The following is a 22,090-nucleotide window of genomic DNA, read 5'->3' on the forward strand; positions in this document are numbered from 1 at the left end:
GATGAAATTGAATATTATGCCGAAACATCAAGAAATGAGTAACGTAAAATCATGAGTGATTTTAGCCCTTTGACTGCCCAGGTTTTGCTGATGCTAAACAACTTCTTGCAAATCTTTGGCCTGTCCTTGACTCAAACCCACCTATTTTGGGGCGCAGTACAAATATCTGTGGCCTTAAGTTGTTTTATTCTGGCCAAATATTTAGCGTCAAAAGTCGAACCAAAGCTGGAAGAACGCGTGCGTGCCATGTCGCTCGACGGCAGTCGGTTGCGTATGATGGCGGTTGTGCTGCGGCGCACGCGGTGGGTGATATTTGTGCTTTTGCTTTGGCTCGGCATATCTATATTGCGCGTCAGCACTTGGGATAGTCGCTCATTTTTGCTTACCGTGATTGCTAGTCTGGCGACGTCATGGGTGGTCATTTCATTTGCCTCCAGAATGATCAAAAACCAAACATTGTCGCGCATTGTTGCGGTTGTGGGTTGGGTTATTGTTGCCTTTTATACACTCGGCATTATGCAGCAAACCGTTGTTGTGTTTGACGAACTCGCCATCGAAATGAGCGGCTTTCGCATCTCGTTGCTAATGATTGTGCAGGGCGTTGTCTTATTGTCCTTCCTATTTTGGGCTGCGCTGGCAATTAGCCGCATGTTGGAACGCCAATTCCAAACGTTTGAGGACATCTCCCCGACAATGCGGGTATTGGTGGGCAAAATTTCGCGGTTTGTCCTGCTCACAATGGCTGGCATTATTGGTCTTTCCATCATCGGTATTGACTTTTCAGCGCTCACGCTTGTTTCAGGTGCGATTGGCCTGGGCATCGGTTTTGGTTTGCAAAAGGTGGTCTCAAACCTGATTTCGGGCGTGATTTTGCTTTTGGACAAGTCCATCAAACCCGGGGATGTCATTTCCGTCGGGGATACGTTTGGCTGGATCACTTCGCTTAATGCACGCTATGTCTCTGTTACTGCGCGCGATGGGCGAGAATATCTGATCCCGAACGAAGACTTAATCACCCAACAGGTTGAAAACTGGTCATTCAATGACACCTATATTCGGATCGAAATAAACTTCGGGGTTAGTTATAATTCAGACCCACATTTGGTCAAAGAAATCGCGGTTAAGGCTGCGCTTAAACATGCCAGAACCATTCGCGCTACCGGCGAGTATCAAACGGTTTGCCATATAGTTGGGTTCGGGGACTCTTCGATTGATTTCACGCTGCGCTTTTGGATCGCTGACCCGACCAACGGCACCACCAATATTCGTGGAGATGTTTTCTTGGCGCTTTGGGATACGTTTAAAGAAAATGACATCGAAATTCCGTTCCCCCACCGTCACCTGCTGCTTGATCCGGCTACAAGTGCTGCCCTAAACCCTCAAGCCAATGGTGAAACCAAAACCTCATGACCAAGACAATATTGCTAACAGGGTTTGAACCATTTGGCGGCGAAAATTCCAATCCATCGATGGAAATTGCAAAAGCCCTTGATGGTTTTGAAAACGACCAGGTGAAAATAGTTTGCGCTATTTTGCCCGTTGAGCGCTTCGCTGCAACAGCTCAAGTGATAGACCATATTGGTCGTGTAAAACCTGACATGGTGGTCGCGCTGGGGCTGGCTGCTGGGCGAAATGCGATTACACCGGAAAAGGTAGCGATTAATTTTGATGACTTCCGCATTCCCGACAATGGGGGCAACCAGCCAGTTGGGGAACCCATTCGAAATGACGGCCCCGCTGCCTATTTCTCTACGTTGCCGGTGAACATGATGACCCAGACCATGTTAGAGCAGGGCAGCAAAGCTGCAGTTTCGTTTTCGGCGGGCACTTTTGTTTGCAACCATTTGATGTATGGTTTGCTAGATCATATTGAGCAGCGGAACTTGCCAATAAAAGCGGGATTTGTTCATGTCCCACAAGCCACAGAACTGGCCGGTGACAAGGTTGAAATCCCGACACTCGCATTGTCCCGAATGACAGATTCGATCCGAGCGGGCCTAATAGCTGGGGCGACTGCAACGCAAGACCTAAAAGTCAATGCTGGCAATATCCAGTAATTATTCTTTCAGCGCGTCAATAATCGCGGCCACCAGCTTTTGCGGACGATAGCCAAGGTCTGAAGGGGTTAGCCCCATACGTACAACAACCAGTCGCTTGGACGGCACAATGGCGACGGATTGTCCATCATGCCCCAACATCCAGCGTATGTCCCTTGGGAATTCAAATTCAGCATCTGGGTCAGTTCCGTTAGGAACGTCGCCTCTAGGCCCATGTAACCAAATTTGGCCCTGCCCATATTCTTCGACTCCCCAATCAGCCTTACTTGCATTGGCGCCAGTGGTCATCCAACGCACATAATCAGAGGGAACTATTTGCATGTTGGCCCACCTGCCATTTTGCAAGATTAGTTGCCCAATACGTGCCCAGTCCCGAGCCGTTGCATATAGGTAGGAAGAGCCAATATAGGTGCCTGCTGCGTCGGTTTCTAGCGTCGCACTTTTCATGCCCAAAGGACCAAATAGTTCCTTATGCGGCCAAATTAGTGATTTTGCGTCCACTGCGTTTTGCCAAATGCGAGATAACAACACGGTGGTGCCAGAAGAATATTCAAATAGATGGGCGTCCCAATTGTCTTCAAGCGGCAAGGAGGAAGCAAATTTTGCCATATCTGGCTCAAGATAAAGCATTCGCGTTACGTCTGAAACACTGCCATAGCCCTCGTTCCAGCTCAGGCCAGAACTCATGCTCATCAATTCTTGCAATTGAATGCTTTTGCGATCATCAATTTGCCATTGGCTGAGCAATTGATCGCGATCTGGCGTCCTTTTTTCTGGCGGCAATGTGCCAATAATAAGCCCGGTTACAGTTTTGGCCATCGACCACCCAAGTAGGGGAACATTTGCGTCAAAACCCGTCCCATAGGTTTCGCTGATCAGTCGGCCATCCTTTATGACCACAACTGCACGCATATTCGGACCAACAAGCTCCTCATCGGCAAGCACACCGTCGATTTTGATGTTGTGATCGCCCATCGGCCATTCGCTTTGTTCGAAATAGCCGTCAATTTCGGCACTCGGCAAGGCGATATTCTTCACGTCCTCAATCGACCCGGTGGGCAAACTGGCGCAGCCTAATCCTTCGCGGTACACAGCTTTTCCGGTGGCAAAAAGACCAAGAAATTTGGCGGTTACAACCGCTTGTGGCTCGTCGACGTCGACATTGATATAGCCAAGAATAGGGTGTCCGCCTGCCTGCACATCGACATTTTGCACATCAATGGCGTCGCGACCGGCCACAAACACGTTTGAACACACAATTTTGGCGGAATAGTTGGTGGCGACACGCAACAGTTCGGGTGGCGCGAGGAACAAATACAATGAAATGCCCAACACCAACATCGCCAACAGACCGAATAAGGTCTTGGCTAAAATACTTACCCATTTCATTTGTTCCGCCTCCTCACGAAATGAATATGGACGTATCAAATCATATTTGACGCAAGGTGCAAGCTAATTATCTATTGGTCAATCTAGCGTTGTGTTTTCAGTGGGTGCAGGTCGACTTCAGTGATGGGGGTCACCGTTCATCCCACTTGTCTTGGAGTTGCATACCCCAATAGGCAAATTGGGTAGCCAGTCGGCCAATTGGGCCACCACCCCATTGCGCTTTGAACGGCTCAAAAAGCTTGTACCGATCTGATTTCTCAGCAACGGCTTCGGCGGCAACGATGCCAATCGCTGCTGTGGTGTTTAGACCATGCCCCCCCGTCGCCGTCGCGGTCCAACATCCTGGCTCAATCTCTCGCAATAGCGGCATTTTATGAACGCAATAGCCCATCAAGCCGGACCATGATTTTTCAATTTCTAAGCCAGCTAATTGGGGGTAAATCGCTTCGATATCGCCTTTGAGCAGTTGAGCTAGCGCGTTGGGTTCAGATTTTTGTGTCGTGATGCGACCACCCCAAAGCAATCGGTCACTGTCTTCGATCAACCGATAATAATCGCCTGCGCGCCGATTGTCCGAAATGCAGCCCTTAAAGGTGATGGCATCGGCCAGCTTAGACTTCATCTTCTTGGTGACCACCACGTAAGTCGCAACGGGTAACACTGCGCTTTCCAGCTTGGGCGACAAGTCACTTAGATAGGCACTGCCGCACAGCACAATTTTCGCCGCTTTTACATGTCCATTTGCGGTTTGAACTTCCCAATGTGTTTGATGTTTGTGCAATGCCCGCGCTTCACTGTTCTCAAAAATCTGACCGCCTTCGGTATGGATTTTGTCGGCCAAAGCAACGCAATAATTGAGCGGATGAATGTGAAACGCCGAGCGGTCCTCAAGACCTTGGAAGTAACGTTGCGACCGGAGTTGTTCGCGCACTTTCTCAGTTGGCCAAAAAGTGTAATCCGCTCCATAAGTGTTCGCCAGTTTTTCAATCGAGGCTTTGAGATTTTCGCCATCATCGTGGCGTACAACATTTAGCCAATGATATTGAGGGTCCTGACCCTTGGACGCAAAACCTTCGATATTATCGCGCACATATTTTGTGCCTTCGCGACTAATATCAAACAGGGCTTTGGCGTGGTCGACCCCCAGCTTTTTCTCTAAGTTCAAAATGCCTTGCGCATACCCATCAGAAACAAATCCACCGTTGCGGCCCGAAGCGCCCCAGCCAATTTTTTGCCCCTCGAGCAACACAACAGATTTGCCATGCCTGAGCAGTTCACGCGCGGTGGTAAGGCCAGCCAATCCACCACCAACAACGCAAACGTCTGCTTCAATATTGTTAGACAGTGTGGGGAATGACGTCGAAGAAACAAGGGTTTTCGCATAGTAGCTGTCAATATGGGGCATAGGAATTCCAGAACAGGTGAACGTGCTGGCCGAATGCTTACATATTCATGCCCATGGCGCAAAGCTTGATCTAGCCGACGAGTGGTGTCCATTGTGCATTTGCTTTCGACGACCGTATCGCTGCATCGATAAACCGCATACCCGCAATGCCTTCGTCAATTGTTGGGCTAAGACAGTTGGGTGTCCGACCATTGCGAATAATGTCTGCAGCTTCGCTATAGATGGTCGCAAAACCTTCCAGATACCCCTCAGGATGGCCCGGCGGCACACGCGTGATATCATTGGCAATCGCGCTGGTCCCATGTCCTCCGCGGGTCAATAAACATTTGGGCTCACCAAACATGCTTACCCATAATTGGTTCGGGTTTTCTTGATGCCATTCAAGGCCGCCCGTTTCACCAAAAATGCGGATGCTCAGGGCATTTTCATTGCCCGGTGCAACTTGCGTCGCCCACAACGTGCCCTTCGCGCCATTTTTAAAACGCAGCAATATTTGCGCGTCATCATCCACCAATCGACCATCAACAAAACTGGTCAGTTCGGCGGCTAACTCGGAAACCGGTGTGCCACAGATAAATTGTGAGAGTTGAAAGGCATGGGTGCCCACATCAGCAATTGCACCGCCAGCACCAGACCGCTTGGGATCGGCCCGCCATTCGGCCTGTTTGTTCTGGCTCAAGTCAATAGGCGCGGACAACCAGTCTTGGACATATTCGACTTGCACACGGCGCAACTTGCCAATTTTGCCTGAACGCACCATTTCTCGTGCTTGGCGCACCATTGGGTATCCGGAATAATTGTGGGTGAGGATAAATTCGGCACGGGAGCTTTCGGCGATTTTGCCCAGCTCAATTGCTTCCTCAAGATTTGCGGTGAGAGGCTTGTCGCAGATCACGCTGATCCCGGCGTCAAGAAACGCTTTGGAGACGGGGAAGTGCATATAGTTAGGTGTGACGACGGAGACGGCCTCTATGCCGTCTTCGCGCGCAGCTTCGACCTTGGCCATTTCTTCAAATGAAGCGTAAGACCGGTCGGGCGAAACGCCGATTTGTGCCGCAGAAATCGCGGCACGTTCCGCATTTGAAGAAAGCGCCCCTGCGACCAATTCAAACCGATCATCTAGTCTTGCGGCGATGCGGTGTACCGCGCCAATAAACGCGCCTTGTCCACCACCCACCATGCCCAGTCGAATTCGTCTATCCACACCCGTCTCCTATTTAATGCCCATCATGGTGCGCAAAGCGGCTTGGTCTGTGCCACTATCCGCAAAATCGTCAAACGCACGTTCTGTGCGTCGGATCATGTGGTGTTCGATAAATGGCGCACCCTCAGCAGCACCGTCTTCAGGGTGTTTCAGACAGCATTCCCATTCCAAAACGGCCCAACCATCATATCCATGAGTAGCAAGACGAGAGAAAATCCCTGAAAAATCGACCTGCCCATCACCTAGCGAGCGGAAACGTCCCGCACGGTTTAGCCATGGCTGATAACCCGAATAAACACCTTGGCGGCCATCCGGATTGAACTCGGCATCCTTCACATGGAACGCAGATATGCGCCCATGATAAATTTCGATGAAGGCGAGATAGTCCATTTGTTGCAGCAAGAAATGCGACGGGTCATAATTGATCATGCATCTTTTGTGGTCCCCAACCGCTTCAAGGAACATTTCAAATGTTGCACCGTCAAAAACATCCTCGCCGGGGTGAATTTCATAGGCAATATCAACGCCATGATCTTCGTACACATCCAAAATGGGCTTCCAGCGGCGTGCCAGTTCACCAAATGCTTCCTCAACCAACCCATCAGGCCGCTGCGGCCATGGATAGAGGTAAGGAAAGGCCAGCGACCCGGTGAAGGACACAGAAACGTCCAACCCAAAATTGCGGGACGCTTTTGCCGCCTTGATCATTTGGTCTGTTGCCCATTCTTGACGGGCTTTTGGGTTGCCGCGAACGTTTTGGGGCACGAAACCATCAAACTGAGCGTCATATGCAGGGTGAACAGCAACCATTTGCCCCAGCATATGCGTTGAAAGTTCTGTAATCTGCACGCCGTTTTCCGCGCAAATCCCAGCGATTTCGTCGCAGTATGTTTTAGACGTCGCGGCTTTGTCTAAGTCAAACAGCCGTTCGTCGCCCGCCGGGAGTTGCACACCTTTGTAACCCAGATCGCCAGCCCATTTGGTAATGGAGGGCAGGGAGTTGAAAGGCGCTTCGTCACCTAAAAATTGGGCCAGAAAAATACCCGGACCCTTCATGTTATTCGACATAATCCTGCCTCATCGTTTCTTGGTGTTGTCACCAATTAGACCAGCAACGCTGTTGCTTCTATTGGACCAAATGCTGCGGGGCGTTCACAGCTCGTTGTCATGTCGACAAATTGCCCTGTTTCCCCAGAGGAAAGAACGCCGGTCATAACGTCAACCACATGCAGGGCAACATCCAAACTGCAGCGATATTCGCCACCGTTTAAAATCGCATCTGCCATGTCCGCCAAGCCAGCGGTTCTGTAGTTGGCCTGATCACCATCATTGGCTTTCATAAATGGGTGATCCCACATCGCGACCGGCTTGATGTCGCCATCGGTCCCCGCCATTTCCAGCTCTCCGCCAAAAAAGTTAGGGTCGGGCACAAAAAGACTGCCCTTGCTGCCGTAAATTTCCATATGATTGTGGCGGTGCGCCCAGACATCCCATGAATTGGACATGGTGATCGTCGCGCCATTTTCAAATTGCAACAATGCGTGAATGTTCGTGGGTGTATCCACTGGAACTTTCTCGCCCTCTCTAGGTCCATTGCCTATGGTACGGGTGGGCGACCCTTTAGTAGCAAGTGCTGCAACGCGCGCAACCGGGCCGATCATATTGACCAGGTTGGTGACGTAATATGGTGCCAAATCAAGTACTGGCCCACCACCGGGCTGGAAGAAAAAGTCCGGGTTTGGATGCCAGTCTTCCATACCGTGACTCATAACGTGGCAAGAGCCAGCAACAATATCGCCGATTTCGCCATTATCGATGAGCGCGCGTGCCTGTTGGTGCGAGCCACCCAAAAATGTGTCTGGTGCGCAACCGACTTTTAGCTCCTTTTGCGCAGCTTTTTCGCGCATCGCTTTGCCGTCAGCAAGTGAAAGAACCAACGGTTTTTCCGAATAGGCGTGCTTGCCTGCATCCAATATTTGCATGGTGACGCCAAAGTGAGCGTCCGGAATGGTGAGGTTGACCACAATGTCAATGTCTTCAGCGGCAAGCATCTCATCAATTGAATTGTCTCGAATGCCAAATTCTGCCGCTCGCGCTGCGCTTGCTTCACGGCTAATATCTGCACAAGCCAAAACTTCAATCGATTTAAAGGAAGGTGCAAGCCGCATATAGGCGGCGGAAATGTTGCCGCAGCCAATAATGCCAATGCCAAGTTTCTTTGTCATAATGTGTACTCTAAAATTTATTGATGTTTTGGATTGAGTTCTTCGCAAATGCGAAGCCATCAGCCGGATTATCATGCTCAAGTACAAAAATACGTGCGTTGGTTTTGGACTTCACTGTGTTTAAAAGCTCCGCCCAATCCATCGTGCCTGCACCCACGTCGCACCATCCATCTTGATCAACATTTTCACCCTCTGGTGCGATGTCTTTGATGTGGATTGCTGAGATGCGGTTGCCGTATTTTTCGGTCCAAGCAAATGGGTCCTGCCCACCAACAACGATCCAAGCAACATCTGCTTCCCAGCTAATGTTGGGCGCATTTTCCAAGATAATGGTCATCGGAAATTGGCCGTCCGCCAATGCTTCAAACTCAAAATTATGATTGTGCCAACCAAAGCCAATGCCTTCACCTTCCAGCTTATCGGCAATAGCCGATAGCCGGTGGGCAAATTCTTGCCAGCCAGCCGCATCTTTTGGCCGATCTGGTTCGTCCAAGTAAGGGCAATAAAGATGGCTCATGCCGAATGTTTTGGCGATGCTCAACGCAGCGTCAAAATCATTTTCAAGCATTTCGATGCTAAAATGTCCTGACGGCATTTTTAAGCCTAAACTTTCAAGCTTTTTGGAAAATGCAGCCGGGTCATCAAACACATCGCCATAACCTTCGACTTGGGTATAGCCGTTGTCTGCAAGCGCTTCGAGCATTTTATCCCACGGCTGAAAATTCCGTGAGCTGTACAATTGAAAACTCAAATTCATAACTCAGTCCTTAAAAAAAGCGCTAAACGCGTAGCTCAGTTTCTTTGTCAAAAATGGAGGCCCGTGCGGGATCAAACCCAAGCACAAACTCATCTCCGGTTGCAATGCGGGCCTGGCCATCCATGCGCACACGGAACGGCTGGTCCTCGATTTTCGTCCAAACCAATGTGTCAGATCCCATCGGCTCGACAATCTCAGCGGTTACATTTGTCGAAAAAGGCTGTTGTTCTGCGCCGGGTCCAGCAATCGCGTGCTCTGGTCTAAAACCAAACCAAACTGGCGCGTCGACCGGGCCTTCGCTAAAGTCATAGCCCTTAAGATCAATGGTTGATCCGCCAACTTTGAACTGACCGTTCTGACCCAATTTGCCATCCAAGAAATTCATGGCTGGCGAGCCGATAAAGTCAGCCACATATTTGTTGACCGGTCGATTGTAAATCTCGGCTGGACTATCAAGTTGTTGAATAAGTCCCTCTTTCATGATCGCAATGCGGTCAGCCAAGGTCATGGCTTCAACCTGATCATGGGTCACATAGATCATTGTGTTGTGCAGTTTTTGGTGAAGACGTTTAATCTCAACCCGAAGATCGGCACGCAATTTCGCGTCTAGGTTTGAAAGTGGTTCATCAAACAAAAATACTTCCACATCACGCACCAGCGCACGACCAATGGCCACACGTTGGCGTTGTCCGCCGGAAAGGGCTGCCGGTTTACGGTCGAGCAAATTTTCCATTTGCAAAATTTCAGCCGCACGGGCAACGCGTTTTTCGATTTCGTCTTTTGGAACCTTAGCGTTTTTCAAACCAAAGCTAAGGTTGCCTTTTACCGTCATTTGCGGATAGAGCGCGTAAGATTGAAACACCATGCCAATGCCACGTTTACTAGGCTCTTCCCACGTCACGTTTTTGCCATTGATATGGATTTGGCCATCACTGACGTCCAAAAGCCCAGCGATACAGTTGAGCAACGTAGATTTGCCACAACCTGATGCACCTAGCAAAACGAGGAATTCGCCTTTACCAATATCCAGATTAAGTTGTTTTAGAACTTTGACATTGCCGAAGTTCAGGTCGAGGTCTTTAATTGAAACACTGGTCATGATCAGCCTTTCACCGCGCCGGCGGCAATGCCACGGACGAACAGTTTTCCAGAAATAAAATAGATGAATAGGGGAACGACACCCGTCAAAAGCGTTGCCGCCATATTGACGTTGTATTCTTTCACACCCTGCACGGAATTCACGATATTGTTCAGTTGAACAGTCATCGGGTAATTTTCCGGTTTTGTGTAAATGACCCCAAATAGGAAGTCGTTCCAGATCCCCGTAACCTGTAAGATCACAGCGACAACAAATATGGGTATCGACATGGGGACCAAAACTTTTAGATAGATGCCCCAAAATCCAGCACCATCCACCCGCGCCGCCTTAAATAATTCCTCGGGAATTGACGTAAAATAATTGCGGAACAGTAAGGTGAGGATCGGCATACCAAAGATGGTATGTACAAGGATCAATCCGCCCAGCTTTGTGTAAAGACCCAATTCGCGCAAGATAATCACAATCGGGTAGATCATCACTTGGTAGGGAATGAATGCACCAAATATCAGGATCGTAAAGAAGATTTCAGACCCTTTGAACTTCCAGTTTGCCAGCGCATATCCGTTTATCGACGCGATGGCGATGGAAATGATAACGGATGGCACTGTGATTTGGACCGAATTCCAGAACCCTCTGGAAAGGCCATCACAGTTCAGCCCGGTACATGCTTGCGACCAAGCCTTAACCCAAGGTTCAAACGTGATTTCGACAGGGGGCGCGAAAACGTTGCCCAGCCGAATTTCTGGCATGCCTTTAAACGAGGTGACAATCATCACATAAAGAGGAAGCGCATAATACATCGCAACAACAATAAGCGTGCCGTAAAGCATGATGTTTCGCGGTGAAAGCATTTTGCGTGGTTTCTTCCCGGTAGGGCCGGTAAGGGTTGCTGAGTTAGCCATGATTTTTCTTCCCTCCGAATTCTAGGTACGCCCAGGGGATCAGAACCACCAAAACGGATACGAGCATCATTGTTGAACCTGCGAAGCCTTGCCCCAGGTTTTGGGCGGCAAACATGTAGTCAAACACATATTTGGCGGGCACTTCCGACGCGAGGCCAGGGCCGCCAGATGTCTGCGCGACAACCAAATCATAGACCTTCACAATGCCAGCAGCGATGATCACCAAGGTGGTAATAAACACCGGGCGCATCATCGGGATCACAATGAAAATGTAGGTTTTCCAAATGGGAATACCGTCAACACGCGCGGCCTTCCAAACTTCTTCATCAATGCCACGTAGTCCCGCGAGCATGAGCACCATGACAAAACCGGTGCCTTGCCAAAGGCCAGCAAAAAGAATGCCGAAAATCACGATGTCTGAGTTGTAGAGTGGGTCAAAAGTAAACCCTTCAAACCCAATACTGCGCACAATACTTTGAACGCCAAAATCGGGGTTTAATATCCATTGCCACACAAGGCCGGTAACGATGAAGGATAGAGCAAACGGATAAAGGAAAATTGATCTGAATATGCTCTCAAATCGAATTTTTTGATCGAGTAAGGCAGCAAGTGTAAATCCGATCAGCAGTGAAAAAACCAGCGAGCATACGCCATAAACAAAGAGGTTTTCGATGGAGATTAACCACCGTTTTGTGGCCCAGAGGCGCTCATACTGATCAAAACCAACCCATTTCGTGTTGGGGAGAAGCTTTGAACCTGTGAACGAATGAACGATTGTCCAAATAGAGCAGCCAACGAAGATACCTAGTGCCGTGAGGACCATTGGAATGGCAGCAATTTTTGCACTTAGGTTTCGAAAAATCTTGGTAGGGCGCCTATTTTGCGCCAGACGCTCATTTTGCGCCATGAGAAAACCCCCGAATTTTGGTAAAGCTGAAGCATGTCGTTCCTTGCAGTAAGAGGAGAGGAACTGTGCGACATGCACTAATGCAAACGACCGTCGCTCAATCGAGCGACGGTCTGCGTTCATTTTAGGTTAGTCAGCTGATGCAATGATTTTCGCATAGCCAGCCTGAACTTCTTCAGCTGTAATGCTTGTATCATTCCAAAATTCGACCATCAAATCATCGATTTGGTTGATCGTGTCGCGTGTGAACAAAATGTTGTTCGTTGGCAGCACTTTGCCGTCAGCAAGGATTTTAAGACCCTTCTGCATGCAGTCGTTTGCAGTCGACAGATCGATATCACCACGGATTGGCAGTGAACCTTTTTTCAAGTTAAAGGCGACCTGAACTTCTTTTGAAATCAGTTGAGAAGCCAAACGCAATTGAGCCGCCTGGATTTCTGGGTCGTCGTTTACAGGGAAGTAAAACGCATCACCACCAGTATCAAGCACTTCATTTACGCCCAAGCCTGGAAGACATGAATAGTCTTTACCTGCGACTTGACCCGCAACTTGGAATTCACCTTGCGCCCAGTCACCGTGAATTTGAGCACCAGCAGTACCCGTAATCACCATGTTTGTCGCTTGGTTCCAGTCTTGGACGTTTGAGCCTTCAGAAAGGTCACGTGCAACCGCGAAAGCATCAAATACTTTTGCATATTCTGGGCCAGCAGCTACGTCTGCATCTCTATCGATGTTAACTGCGTTCCATGTTTCAGGGCTAACAAGAGCAACAGCCAATGTGCCGAATGCTAGGTTTGTCTGCCAAGGTTGTTGGCCCATTGCCAAAGGCACGATACCAGCTTCACGAAGTGCTGGGCCTGCCGCTACAAATTCGTCCCAGTTTGTTGGCACAGGGGTATTTGCTTTTTCAAACGCAGCATGGCTCAACCAGATCCACTGGCCAGAGTGAATGTTTACAGGCACGCAGTAAATGCGTCCGTCTTTTGTACATGCATCAAGCAATTTTGTTGGGTTCACGAAATCGCGCCAACCTTCTGCTTCTGCCAATTCAGTCAGATCAGTCAAAAGACCAGCTTCAATTAGCTCTTCTGCCTCACGACCGTGGTTCAACTGTGTTGCACCCATTGGTTCGCCACCAATGATGCGAGAAATAATGATCGGCCGGGCAGTGCCGCTTGAGCCAGCAATCGCGCCGTCTACCCAATTATCGCCACCAGCATTAAATGCTTTTGCCATTTCAGCAACCGCAGCTGCTTCGCCACCTGATGTCCACCAGTGCGTAACCTCTAGATCAGTAGCTTGCGCTGAAAAGGTTGCTGCACAGATCGCTGTTGTAGCGACCAAAAACTTCTTAAAATTGTTCATTCATTCCTCCCTTGGGTGAAGCTTTCGCCTCGAAAAGCTGTTTGCAACTTGAATTCACTGCAAACAACTCAAATACTGTAATCGATTACATTTTTAAGCAAAGCGCGCTCTGTAATCGATTACATAATAAACCACTAGCTGTTTCCATCTGTCAAGAATTTGTTTACAAATGAGAGTGCGAATGGCGGAGAAAGAGCAGGTATGAACGCAAAAGGTCCAACAATTCAAGATGTTGCAGTTGCTGCAAATGTATCCACAGCCACGATTAGTCGAGCTCTTTCCAATCCACATTTGGTTTCTGAGAAAACGCGGACAGCTGTATTAAAGGCTGTTGAGCAGACTGGATACCGGATAAATAGGGCCGCGCAAAACTTGCGAAAACGCCAAGCGGGCGCGATTTTGGTGTTACTGCCCAATTTAGGCAACCCGTTTTTTTCCCAAATTCTGTCCGGCATTGAAAGTGTACTCGCCACGTCAGACTTGAGCGTTTTGATCGCGGATACAAGTGGTATCAAACAAGATCAACTCACAAGCTATTTCCGTGACACACGGGCGGATGGTATCATTTTATTGGATGGCGGTATTCCACGCGATGTGCTCAAGGAATTGGCTGAGACCGCGCCAGACAACCGCATCGTGTTTGCCTGCGAATGGAAACCTGGCGTTGAACTACCTTCTATACGGAGCGACAATCGGGGCGGTGCCTTACAAGCCGTTTCCCATCTCGTAGAACTCGGACACCAAAAAATCGGCCACGTCGCGGGCCCGCGCAACAATGTTCTAACCAAAGAACGGCTCTTGGGTTTTCAAAACGCGATGTTTGATCATGGTCTTGACATAGAGCCCGATTGGGTTGTCGACGGCGGCGACTTTTCTCTGGACGCAGGTGCGCAGGCAGCGCGTCAGTTTGTTGAAATGGATAATCGGCCAACGGCTGTTTTCTGTGGCTCGGATCTCATCGCAATGGGCTTTATCTCAGAATTGAACAAGCGTGGCGTTTCGGTGCCCGCCGATATGTCTGTGGTTGGATTTGACGATATTGAAATTGCCGATCGCTTTATCCCGTCACTCACCACAGTGCGCCAAAACAGAACCCAATTGGGTGTTTTAGCAGCCACCACCTTGTTGGGTCATTTATCCGGGCGAGACAACCTAACAAGCGACAATTTGCAATTGGTGGATGTGCTGCTGATCAATCGCGATAGCACCGCAGCATTGGCCGAGAAATAGACAAACGGTTTCAACCGCCTCTAACGGCACAAATTTTTCAAGCCCATTCAAGGCGTGTTGCCATCAACCAAGGGCATTCAAAATGATGTTTTGGAAAATGGTGCCCGGGGGCGGATTTGAACCACCGACACGCGGATTTTCAATCCGCTGCTCTACCCCTGAGCTACCCGGGCATCAGATAAACAGTCACCAAACCAAGCCGACTATTCATACGTGCTGGCGGGTTTATAGGTCGTGAAATCAATATTGTCTAGCGGTCAATGACAATATTTTCCACTTATCTTACATCTTTTGCTTTCATCACCCAAAACCCGACAAGTTTCATGACGTTAGCCCTGAACATGAGCTACAAAATCACTCTATTCTGGGTCAGAATCATCCAGCTGGCCGCCATCTTCCTCAATGACAGGAATGGCGTACGATCCATTAAGCCATTTACCCAAATCAAGGTCGGCACAACGCTTGGAGCAAAAGGGAAGATATTTTTCCACGGCCGGCTTTTCACACATCACGCAGGGTTTTGATGATTTGGCGGGGCTGTTCGACGGAGCTGTTTTTTCGTTCATGACTAAATCCCCGAAGTGGAGTTCAACCAATTGAACTCAATCGGATAATTCTCGCCACGTAGCAATTGTACTGTTTCGTAAAGCGGCAATCCCATCACTGCATGGAAGGAGCCTTGCAACTTAATCACAAACGCGCCAGCGATGCCTTGGATGGCATAAGCGCCAGCTTTGTCTTGCCATTCGCCGCTGGCCAAATAAGCATCAATCTCAGCGTTGGAAAGTCTTTTAAATCGAATGCGTGTTTCCACAACCCGGCGCTTTGCAGCGCCTGACGCATTGAGCAAGCAAATTGAGGTGAATACCCGATGAGACCGACCGCTAAGTAGGCGCAGGGATCCCGCAGCATCATCAAGCATTTCTGCCTTAGGCAAAATCCGTCGACCAACAGCCACAACAGTATCGCCGCCAAGCACTAATGCATTGTCACCAATGCCGGTTTGCCGGGCTTTGTGTTGAGCGGTTAAAGCCTTTGTATGTGCCAAGCGTGCCGCCAGCTTGCGTGGAATTTCACCCTTAAGCGGGGTTTCATCCACATCGGCTGGAATCAAATGATCCGGCTCCACGCCGATTTGGTTCAGCAGCGCGAGACGCCGGGGCGAGGCTGATGCAAGGATAAGGTCGGGACGAGTTGCCATAAAATATCCGGCTCTCTTTTGGGACCAAACCGCTTATTTAAAGCGGTAGGTGATCCGGCCTTTTGTGAGGTCATAAGGTGTCATTTCAACAAGCACCTTATCGCCTGCTAAAACCCGAATACGGTTTTTACGCATGCGACCCGCCGTGTGGGCGATGATTTCATGTTCATTTTCGAGCTTCACGCGGAATGTCGCATTTGGCAACAATTCCTGTACGACGCCCGGAAATTCGAGCATTTCTTCTTTTGCCATTCTATCTCCTGAAAGCATTTTAGCGCTAAAAGCGCTTGAATTGGCGGCAACCTATACAAATTCAAGCGATTTGTGAACCGCTTGTTACCAGCGATTGCAACTCGGTGTTAATATGGTTGTTTAGCTGTTCGCGCAAGGCTCGATATGCATCAAGTTTTTGCGCTCTGTTCCCGTCAATCAAAGTCGGGTCGCTCACGTCCCAATGAAGCCGCGCACCTTCCTCATAATTACGGGCATCAACGGCTGAAGGGGCTTCATCCGATAAGGTCACAATCAAATCAAAAGAACTCGCGACCAACTCGTCCATTGTATGTGGGGTATGCACCGACATATCTACGCCAATTTCTTCCATGATCTCATGAACAAAATTGTCAACCTTGCCAGAGCGAACCCCGGCAGAACGAGCGATGATGCGGGTGGGGAAGGCCCTTCGGGCAAGGGCTGCGGCCATAGGCGAACGCACTGAATTCATTGAACATACAAACAAAATCGTCGGCATGTCGGGCTTGTTGTTGTCCTGTCGGTCTGCATTTGGCTGTACCGCACAAATCAACGTGAATAGCCGTCTGGCGGTATTCTCATCCATGTTCAGTTTGCCATCTAGCCGATGACGCAATAGTTCCGCTGCTTGATTGTGCAGACCCCGTCGGGCCATATCCACAGTTTCGATTTGGTAGGGTTGTGCGCTTTTTATCGCGTCGTAATAACTTTCGCGAACACGAAAATAGTCGCGGATTAGGTGCCTAAAAGGCGTGAGGGACAAGAAATGCGCCGCAATTGGCTCGTTCGTTGTTGGGTTGCGCACATCCAAGCCCAAGTGATTTCCACGAATGGAAACGTGCAACGCGTACGGGCCGTGCGCTTCTTCAATGGTTGTGATTGGCGCGAACTGGTTTTCTTCCACCAGATCAAAAACAGCGATTCGGCGCTCATGCACTTCGTCGGGGTCGATCGAAATGATTGTTTCGGGGTCAAGTGTGACCGTGACCAACTTATCCGGGGACTGATCTGCGATATCCATTAAGCCTCAATGCGCCATTTCTGATTGCATCTCAGAGATTAAGCCGAATTGATACTGAACGTCCATGGGCTTGTAAATCTTCTGCCTCTGCAAGTGCAACGGCGTCTGGCGCAAGGTGGGCAAGCGAAGAGGGCGTGCAGCCCAAAATTGAAATGCGTTTGATGAAATCATGCACATTCAAACCCGACGCATATCGAGCAGAACGGGCCGTTGGCAACACATGGTTAGTGCCGCCAATATAGTCGCCAATGGCTTCTGGCGTGTGATGACCGAGAAAAATTGCACCAGCGTGCCGAATTTTTTCAACCAGTTTTTGTGGCTCATCAACTGCAAGTTCTAAATGTTCAGGTGCCATCCGGTTAGACAGATCAATCGCCGCATCAATGTCTTTGACGACAATCACAGCGCCAAAGTCTTGCCAAGATGGACCCGCAAGATGTTTTTTGGGCAATATGGCGAGTTGCCGTTCAACTTCTTTTTCCACCGCATCGGCAAGTGCCACATCTGGGGTGATCAAAATTGACTGGGCAGACATATCATGTTCGGCTTGCGCCAAAAGATCAGCCGCAATCCAAGCGGGGTTTGCACTATTGTCCGCAATCACCAGCACTTCGGATGGCCCAGCAATCATATCAATGCCCACTGTGCCATAGACTTGACGTTTGGCAGCCGCCACGAAGGCGTTACCGGGTCCAACGATTTTATTGACGGGTTCTATCGTATCTGTGCCAAACGCTAGTGCTGCGATGGCCTGTGCGCCACCGACGCGGTAAATTTCGGTAACGCCTGCGATCTTCGCAGCTGCGAGTACCGTCGGGTTAACAACACCATTAGGTGTGGGCACAACCATCGCGATCCGCTCGACGCCCGCAACGCGCGCAGGCGCAGTATTCATCAATACGGACGAAGGGTAGCTGGCCAATCCGCCCGGCACGTAAATGCCCACGGCATCCACAGCGTTCCATTTAGACCCCAGCGTTACACCCACATCATCGGTGTACAGCTCGTCCTTTGGCAATTGGCGGCTATGGTAGGCTGTAATACGGCCATAGGCGTGGTTAAGCGCTTGGATCAACTCATCAGAAGTTTCTTCATACGCCGCATCAATTTCGCTCTGGGTGAAGGCTATGCCGGTCTGCGCCAAATCGAGATGGTCGAACTTTTGTGTAAGCTCAACAAGTGCTTGGTCGCCGCGTGTTTTTACATCATCGATAATTTTGGCGACCACATCGCCAACTTCAACGGATATTTCGCGCTTCGCGCCCAAAAGGGTCGCAAATTGTTCCTCAAAGTCAGACGAACTTTGATCCAATCTTACCGGCATAACTAAGCCATTCTATTAGGTTGTTAGGTCGTGCTCAGGGGTTGCTTTTGCGCCCCATGCAGCACCCAAATCTTGCATGCGTGCTTCAAGACATTCAACGACAAGTTTGACCGTGCCACCGCCAGCAAATGTTAAAGTCACTTCGCCGGAAGGTGCATCAATCATTGCGAACGACATGGTTAGAAGTTCAAGAACGCCGTCTTTTGCTTCCAAATCGACACCAGATACTTTTACATTGGTCACACGATCAAAATGAATGGCGGCGCGTTTGCGCTGGCCTTTGCCGCGTTTCTGGTCGGTTTCCCAAGCAAAGCGGTTCATCAAAAAAGCAAAGCGATGGTCTTGGGCGGCAAAACCCATATCCCCGACACGTACCACTGCATCCTGGGTATGTGCGGAAATGACTTCCAAGTCGTCATTATCAAGCGCAAGCAATTTTAGATCGGTCATCATTCAGCTAATTCCTTCGTTGCCACTGGCATATTGTACTTTGCAATATCTAATGCGCCAACGGCCTCATCTCAATAGGGGGGCCCAAAGAAGCTGCACCCAAAAGCTTTTAGCCACTAATCCGTTCAATTTCAGCGCCACAACGGCTCAATTTGTCTTCTAACCGCTCAAAACCGCGATCTAAGTGATAAATGCGGTTTACAATCGTTTCGCCCTTGGCGGCTAGTCCAGCAATAACAAGCGAGACAGACGCCCGAAGGTCCGTTGCCATAACTTGCGCGCCTTTTAGCTCCGAGACACCTTTAACAAGGGCAGCTTGCCCATCAACGGTGATGTCAGCCCCAAAACGCATGAGTTCGGCGACATGCATAAAACGGTTTTCAAAAATAGTTTCACGCACCGTGGCAGAACCGTTTGAACGGGTCATGAGCGCCATATATTGGGCCTGCAAATCGGTCGGGAAATCAGGATATTCAGAAATCTCTGCATCAATCGCATGAATGGCATTGCCATTTTTTATAATGCGAAGACCATCTTTTTCGCGGCTAACTTTAACGCCGGTTTGTTCCAGCACCTTCAATGGCGCCTCCAAATGATCAGCATTTGCACCTTTCAGCAGAACGTTGCCACCGGTCATTGCAACAGCCATTGCATATGTACCTGTTTCAATACGATCTGGAATGACGTCAATTTCCGCGCCGTGTAGTTCTTCAACACCCTCGACTGTGATGGTGCGTGTACCAATGCCGGAAATTTTAGCACCCATTGCAACAAGGCATTCAGCCAAGTTGACAACTTCTGGCTCCATGGCTGCATTTTCGATCGTTGTCGTACCCTCAGCCAAAGTAGCAGCCATCATAATCACATGGGTTGTGCCCACAGATATGCGTGGCAATTTCACCAATCCGCCTTTTAGGCGACCGCCCGGTGCTTTGGCATTGACATACCCACCGTCAATTTCAATTTCTGCGCCCAATTGCTGCAGTCCATCAATGTAAAAATCGACAGGTCGTGTGCCAATGGCGCAACCCCCGGGCATAGAGACCCGTGCTTCGCCTTCTCGAGCCAACAACGCACCAATGACCCAAAAGCTCGCGCGCATCGTTGCAACAAGCTCGTACGGCGCACATGTATCCACAATGTCGGCAGCCGAAAATGTAATCCGCTGGCCGCGCATTTCGTCTTCACCGCGACGCCGTCCTTGAACAGATAAATCAACACCATGATTTTCCAAAATGCGCTCAAGCTGTTTCACATCTGCCAAACGCGGCACATTGTTCAGCGTTAGCGGTTCTTTGGTCAAAAGACAGGCAATCATTAAGGGCAATGCAGCATTTTTTGCGCCAGAAATCGGCAGCTCGCCGTTTAGTTCATTGCCGCCAACGATACGAATTCGATCCATGTGTTCTTCCTTACAGGGCGCTTCAAGCTTGGTGTTATTATAATGTAGTTCGAAAAATTACCAGTGCAGCAAAGCATCAGATGTCAATTGGGCCAATTGTAGACCAAAAATCGTCCAAATCAGGTTAATTTGAAGGCAAGTCGGGATGAATTATTCCGGCTTAGGGGCGTTTTTCTCTGCAGAACTACGCGCTTTTACCTGCTGCTTGCGCCGACGTAAATTTGAACGCAACTGTTGGGTAAGGCGTTCTTCACGTGCTTTTCGTTTTGTTTCAACGGTATTTTCGCGTTTTTCATTCATCAGGTAGGATAAGACTTTGTGCTTGTGCTGCTGTGTAAGTATGTTTTTTGCACGTTTTTTGACGATTGGTCCAGAACACTCTTGCGTTGACCAAAAGCATATGGCACTACCACGGCGCTTTGATGGCGTTTGTCTCAAGCTTGTGCTGCCGTAGCTCAGCGGTAGAGCACCTCATTGGTAATGAGGAGGTCGAGAGTTCGAGTCTCTCCGGCAGCACCATTTCAACAAATTGATTGAATCACTCACTAACATATTGAATTGTAAGATGTCTTTGGGCGTTCAGAACCCCTCATGTCGTCGATATTTTGGGCCAGTGAAAACAGGTGGAACAGCGCTTGCCGCACGCCAATTTCGAGCAGAAGTGCTTGAAATAGTGAGATCGGTTAACGACTCTCAATGTCCAAAATTTATAAAAAAAACTAAGTGCGTCTCACCATTTGGCGAAACGCACTCTATTCAATTTTACTGCTGCCAACCGACTTAAATTCGCACAAGCTCTAAAATTTCAGCTCTCTTCGTTACTACACAACGCATTGTGCTTGATTTGGAGCGGATGTTTACCCGGAAAGCGTCTTGCGAAAGTGCCTCCGAATCGACGGGCAGTATCTCGCTCGGACTAAACCCAAATTTGCGCGCTGCTGCAGTGGAGCAAAGTAGTTGAAGGTCTGCGGGTGCCGTTTTTACACTTTGTTTGATGATGGGGCCGGACGCAGGAGGTGCTGTTCTCGCTGAAACACAACCGCTAAGGAGGGCGATTGCCAAACCCGCCGCACCAATTTTTGCTGCCAAGTGCTTACCATCTGGGCGCGACTTCAATGAATAGCTCATTATAAAACACCTTCAAACTGTGTAGCATCCTCAAACAGAACCACCACTTTGGCCCCCACTGCTACACGAGCGTGAAGGTCGGTAACGTCGTCGTTCAGTAGCCTGATACAGCCTGAGGATACATTTAGGCCAATCGACCATGGCTCACTTGTCCCGTGGATACGATAGATCGTATCGCGACCATCTTCATAAAGATAAAGCGCTCTGGCACCCAGCGGATTTGTTGGCCCACCAGGCATACCGTCTTTCCACTTGGCGGCAAGTGGATCACGTTCAACCATCTCGGCGGGAGGTGTCCATGTGGGCCATTCAGCCGTGCGACCGACTTGAACGATACCTGCCCAGCCAAAACCTTCGCGGCCAACTCCAATGCCATAACGGATAGCCATTTGGTCAGGCTGCACGAGGTATAGGAAATGTTTGTCTGAATCCACAACCACCGTGCCTGGTTCTTCTAAAGAGCGGAATGGAACAATTTGTCGGCGAAATTCCTCTGGAATACTTCCCTTTACGCGGTAAAAACGCTGCGCGACCTGCGGCGTATAACGCACCCACTCGCGGGTTTGCGGATCCAGAATCAACGTTTCGGGCGTGTTCATTTCTAATGCGAACGCGCCAATCGGCAACCCAGTAGCTAAGGCCGCTGCGCAGACCCCTGTCAAAAAGGCCCGACGATTTGTGCCACTTTTGACTGTTGGGTTTCCTGAAACCGGATGCATCTTGATATCCATCGTACAAATCCCCACCGTGAGCCGTTTGTTGAGGTTTTTCG

At 49.5% G+C, this 22,090-nt stretch carries 23 protein-coding genes and 2 tRNA genes; 4 read left to right on the forward strand and 21 right to left on the reverse strand.

The window, feature by feature from the left end; genetic code table 11:
* Positions 1-51 precede the first annotated feature (51 nt).
* Together ACSHWX_RS04700 and pcp are read left to right on the forward strand one after the other, a co-directional pair.
* Positions 52-1,410, forward strand: a complete 1,359-nt coding sequence (locus ACSHWX_RS04700) for a mechanosensitive ion channel family protein (protein ID WP_435667034.1) — start codon at positions 52-54, stop codon at positions 1,408-1,410.
* A complete protein-coding gene (pcp, locus tag ACSHWX_RS04705) occupies positions 1,407-2,057 on the forward strand; it encodes a pyroglutamyl-peptidase I (protein ID WP_435667035.1) in 651 nt (216 codons plus the stop codon). The genes ACSHWX_RS04700 and pcp overlap by 4 nt, the downstream gene beginning before the upstream one ends.
* Here pcp and ACSHWX_RS04710 read toward each other — a convergent pair whose 3' ends face one another.
* The 10 genes from ACSHWX_RS04710 to ACSHWX_RS04755 form a co-directional block, all read right to left on the reverse strand.
* Complete coding sequence (locus ACSHWX_RS04710; RefSeq protein ID WP_435667036.1) at positions 2,058-3,446, reverse strand: serine hydrolase domain-containing protein; 1,389 nt, start codon at positions 3,444-3,446, stop codon at positions 2,058-2,060.
* 130 nt (positions 3,447-3,576) lie between these two features.
* The gene (locus ACSHWX_RS04715) at positions 3,577-4,851 is read right to left on the reverse strand and encodes an NAD(P)/FAD-dependent oxidoreductase (RefSeq protein ID WP_435667037.1); all 1,275 of its coding nucleotides are present in this window, start codon (positions 4,849-4,851) and stop codon (positions 3,577-3,579) included.
* Between the two features lie 70 nt (positions 4,852-4,921).
* Positions 4,922-6,031, reverse strand: a complete 1,110-nt coding sequence (locus ACSHWX_RS04720; RefSeq protein WP_435667130.1) for a Gfo/Idh/MocA family protein — start codon at positions 6,029-6,031, stop codon at positions 4,922-4,924.
* Positions 6,032-6,064: 33 nt separating this feature from the next.
* Positions 6,065-7,123, reverse strand: coding sequence for a sugar phosphate isomerase/epimerase family protein (locus tag ACSHWX_RS04725; RefSeq protein WP_435667038.1), 1,059 nt, complete (start codon positions 7,121-7,123; stop codon positions 6,065-6,067).
* Between the two features lie 35 nt (positions 7,124-7,158).
* Positions 7,159-8,280: a Gfo/Idh/MocA family protein gene (locus tag ACSHWX_RS04730; RefSeq protein ID WP_435667039.1), complete on the reverse strand. Its 1,122-nt coding sequence runs from the start codon at positions 8,278-8,280 to the stop codon at positions 7,159-7,161.
* 10 nt (positions 8,281-8,290) lie between these two features.
* Positions 8,291-9,037, reverse strand: coding sequence for a sugar phosphate isomerase/epimerase family protein (locus ACSHWX_RS04735; RefSeq protein ID WP_435667040.1), 747 nt, complete (start codon positions 9,035-9,037; stop codon positions 8,291-8,293).
* A gap of 22 nt (positions 9,038-9,059) precedes the next feature.
* The gene (locus tag ACSHWX_RS04740) at positions 9,060-10,136 is read right to left on the reverse strand and encodes an ABC transporter ATP-binding protein (RefSeq protein WP_435667041.1); all 1,077 of its coding nucleotides are present in this window, start codon (positions 10,134-10,136) and stop codon (positions 9,060-9,062) included.
* Positions 10,137-10,138: 2 nt separating this feature from the next.
* Positions 10,139-11,038, reverse strand: a complete 900-nt coding sequence (locus tag ACSHWX_RS04745) for a carbohydrate ABC transporter permease (protein ID WP_435667042.1) — start codon at positions 11,036-11,038, stop codon at positions 10,139-10,141.
* On the reverse strand, positions 11,031-11,945 hold the full coding sequence (locus ACSHWX_RS04750) for a carbohydrate ABC transporter permease (RefSeq protein ID WP_435667043.1): 915 nt from the start codon (positions 11,943-11,945) through the stop codon (positions 11,031-11,033). Before ACSHWX_RS04750 ends, ACSHWX_RS04745 begins: the two co-directional genes overlap by 8 nt.
* A gap of 129 nt (positions 11,946-12,074) precedes the next feature.
* Positions 12,075-13,310, reverse strand: a complete 1,236-nt coding sequence (locus ACSHWX_RS04755) for an ABC transporter substrate-binding protein (RefSeq protein WP_435667044.1) — start codon at positions 13,308-13,310, stop codon at positions 12,075-12,077.
* 201 nt (positions 13,311-13,511) lie between these two features.
* Here ACSHWX_RS04755 and ACSHWX_RS04760 point away from each other — a divergent pair, with 201 nt between their 5' ends.
* Entirely contained in the window at positions 13,512-14,540 is a 1,029-nt protein-coding gene (locus ACSHWX_RS04760; RefSeq protein WP_435667045.1) for a LacI family DNA-binding transcriptional regulator, read from the forward strand.
* A gap of 98 nt (positions 14,541-14,638) precedes the next feature.
* Here the strand turns inward: ACSHWX_RS04760 and ACSHWX_RS04765 are convergent.
* From ACSHWX_RS04765 to ACSHWX_RS04805, 9 genes are all read right to left on the reverse strand, one after another.
* A tRNA-Phe gene (locus tag ACSHWX_RS04765) sits at positions 14,639-14,713 on the reverse strand.
* A 186-nt stretch (positions 14,714-14,899) separates the two neighbouring features.
* Complete coding sequence (gene yacG / locus ACSHWX_RS04770) at positions 14,900-15,106, reverse strand: DNA gyrase inhibitor YacG (RefSeq protein WP_435667046.1); 207 nt, start codon at positions 15,104-15,106, stop codon at positions 14,900-14,902.
* Between the two features lie 2 nt (positions 15,107-15,108).
* A complete protein-coding gene (locus ACSHWX_RS04775; protein WP_435667047.1) occupies positions 15,109-15,741 on the reverse strand; it encodes a Maf family nucleotide pyrophosphatase in 633 nt (210 codons plus the stop codon).
* Between the two features lie 33 nt (positions 15,742-15,774).
* Positions 15,775-15,993 carry a translation initiation factor IF-1 gene (gene infA, locus ACSHWX_RS04780; RefSeq protein ID WP_269392687.1) on the reverse strand — a complete coding sequence of 73 codons (219 nt, stop codon included), beginning with the start codon at positions 15,991-15,993 and terminating at the stop codon, positions 15,775-15,777.
* Between the two features lie 61 nt (positions 15,994-16,054).
* Positions 16,055-17,014 carry a UPF0262 family protein gene (locus ACSHWX_RS04785; protein WP_435667048.1) on the reverse strand — a complete coding sequence of 320 codons (960 nt, stop codon included), beginning with the start codon at positions 17,012-17,014 and terminating at the stop codon, positions 16,055-16,057.
* A 31-nt stretch (positions 17,015-17,045) separates the two neighbouring features.
* Positions 17,046-18,338: a histidinol dehydrogenase gene (gene hisD / locus ACSHWX_RS04790; RefSeq protein WP_435667049.1), complete on the reverse strand. Its 1,293-nt coding sequence runs from the start codon at positions 18,336-18,338 to the stop codon at positions 17,046-17,048.
* Positions 18,339-18,353: 15 nt separating this feature from the next.
* Positions 18,354-18,788 carry a DUF2948 family protein gene (locus ACSHWX_RS04795; RefSeq protein ID WP_435667050.1) on the reverse strand — a complete coding sequence of 145 codons (435 nt, stop codon included), beginning with the start codon at positions 18,786-18,788 and terminating at the stop codon, positions 18,354-18,356.
* Between the two features lie 109 nt (positions 18,789-18,897).
* The gene (murA, locus tag ACSHWX_RS04800; RefSeq protein WP_435667051.1) at positions 18,898-20,190 is read right to left on the reverse strand and encodes a UDP-N-acetylglucosamine 1-carboxyvinyltransferase; all 1,293 of its coding nucleotides are present in this window, start codon (positions 20,188-20,190) and stop codon (positions 18,898-18,900) included.
* Between the two features lie 150 nt (positions 20,191-20,340).
* Complete coding sequence (locus ACSHWX_RS04805; protein ID WP_435667052.1) at positions 20,341-20,490, reverse strand: hypothetical protein; 150 nt, start codon at positions 20,488-20,490, stop codon at positions 20,341-20,343.
* A 144-nt stretch (positions 20,491-20,634) separates the two neighbouring features.
* Between ACSHWX_RS04805 and ACSHWX_RS04810 the strand changes: the two genes are divergently transcribed.
* A tRNA-Thr gene (locus tag ACSHWX_RS04810) sits at positions 20,635-20,709 on the forward strand.
* Positions 20,710-20,970: 261 nt separating this feature from the next.
* Here ACSHWX_RS04810 and ACSHWX_RS04815 read toward each other — a convergent pair.
* Together ACSHWX_RS04815 and ACSHWX_RS04820 are read right to left on the reverse strand one after the other, a co-directional pair.
* Entirely contained in the window at positions 20,971-21,318 is a 348-nt protein-coding gene (locus ACSHWX_RS04815; RefSeq protein ID WP_435667053.1) for a hypothetical protein, read from the reverse strand.
* A complete protein-coding gene (locus tag ACSHWX_RS04820; RefSeq protein WP_435667054.1) occupies positions 21,318-22,049 on the reverse strand; it encodes a L,D-transpeptidase in 732 nt (243 codons plus the stop codon). Before ACSHWX_RS04820 ends, ACSHWX_RS04815 begins: the two co-directional genes overlap by 1 nt.
* Positions 22,050-22,090 lie beyond the last annotated feature (41 nt).

The organism is Maritalea sp. (genome assembly GCF_051251695.1).
Lineage (GTDB): Bacteria > Pseudomonadota > Alphaproteobacteria > Rhizobiales > Devosiaceae > Maritalea.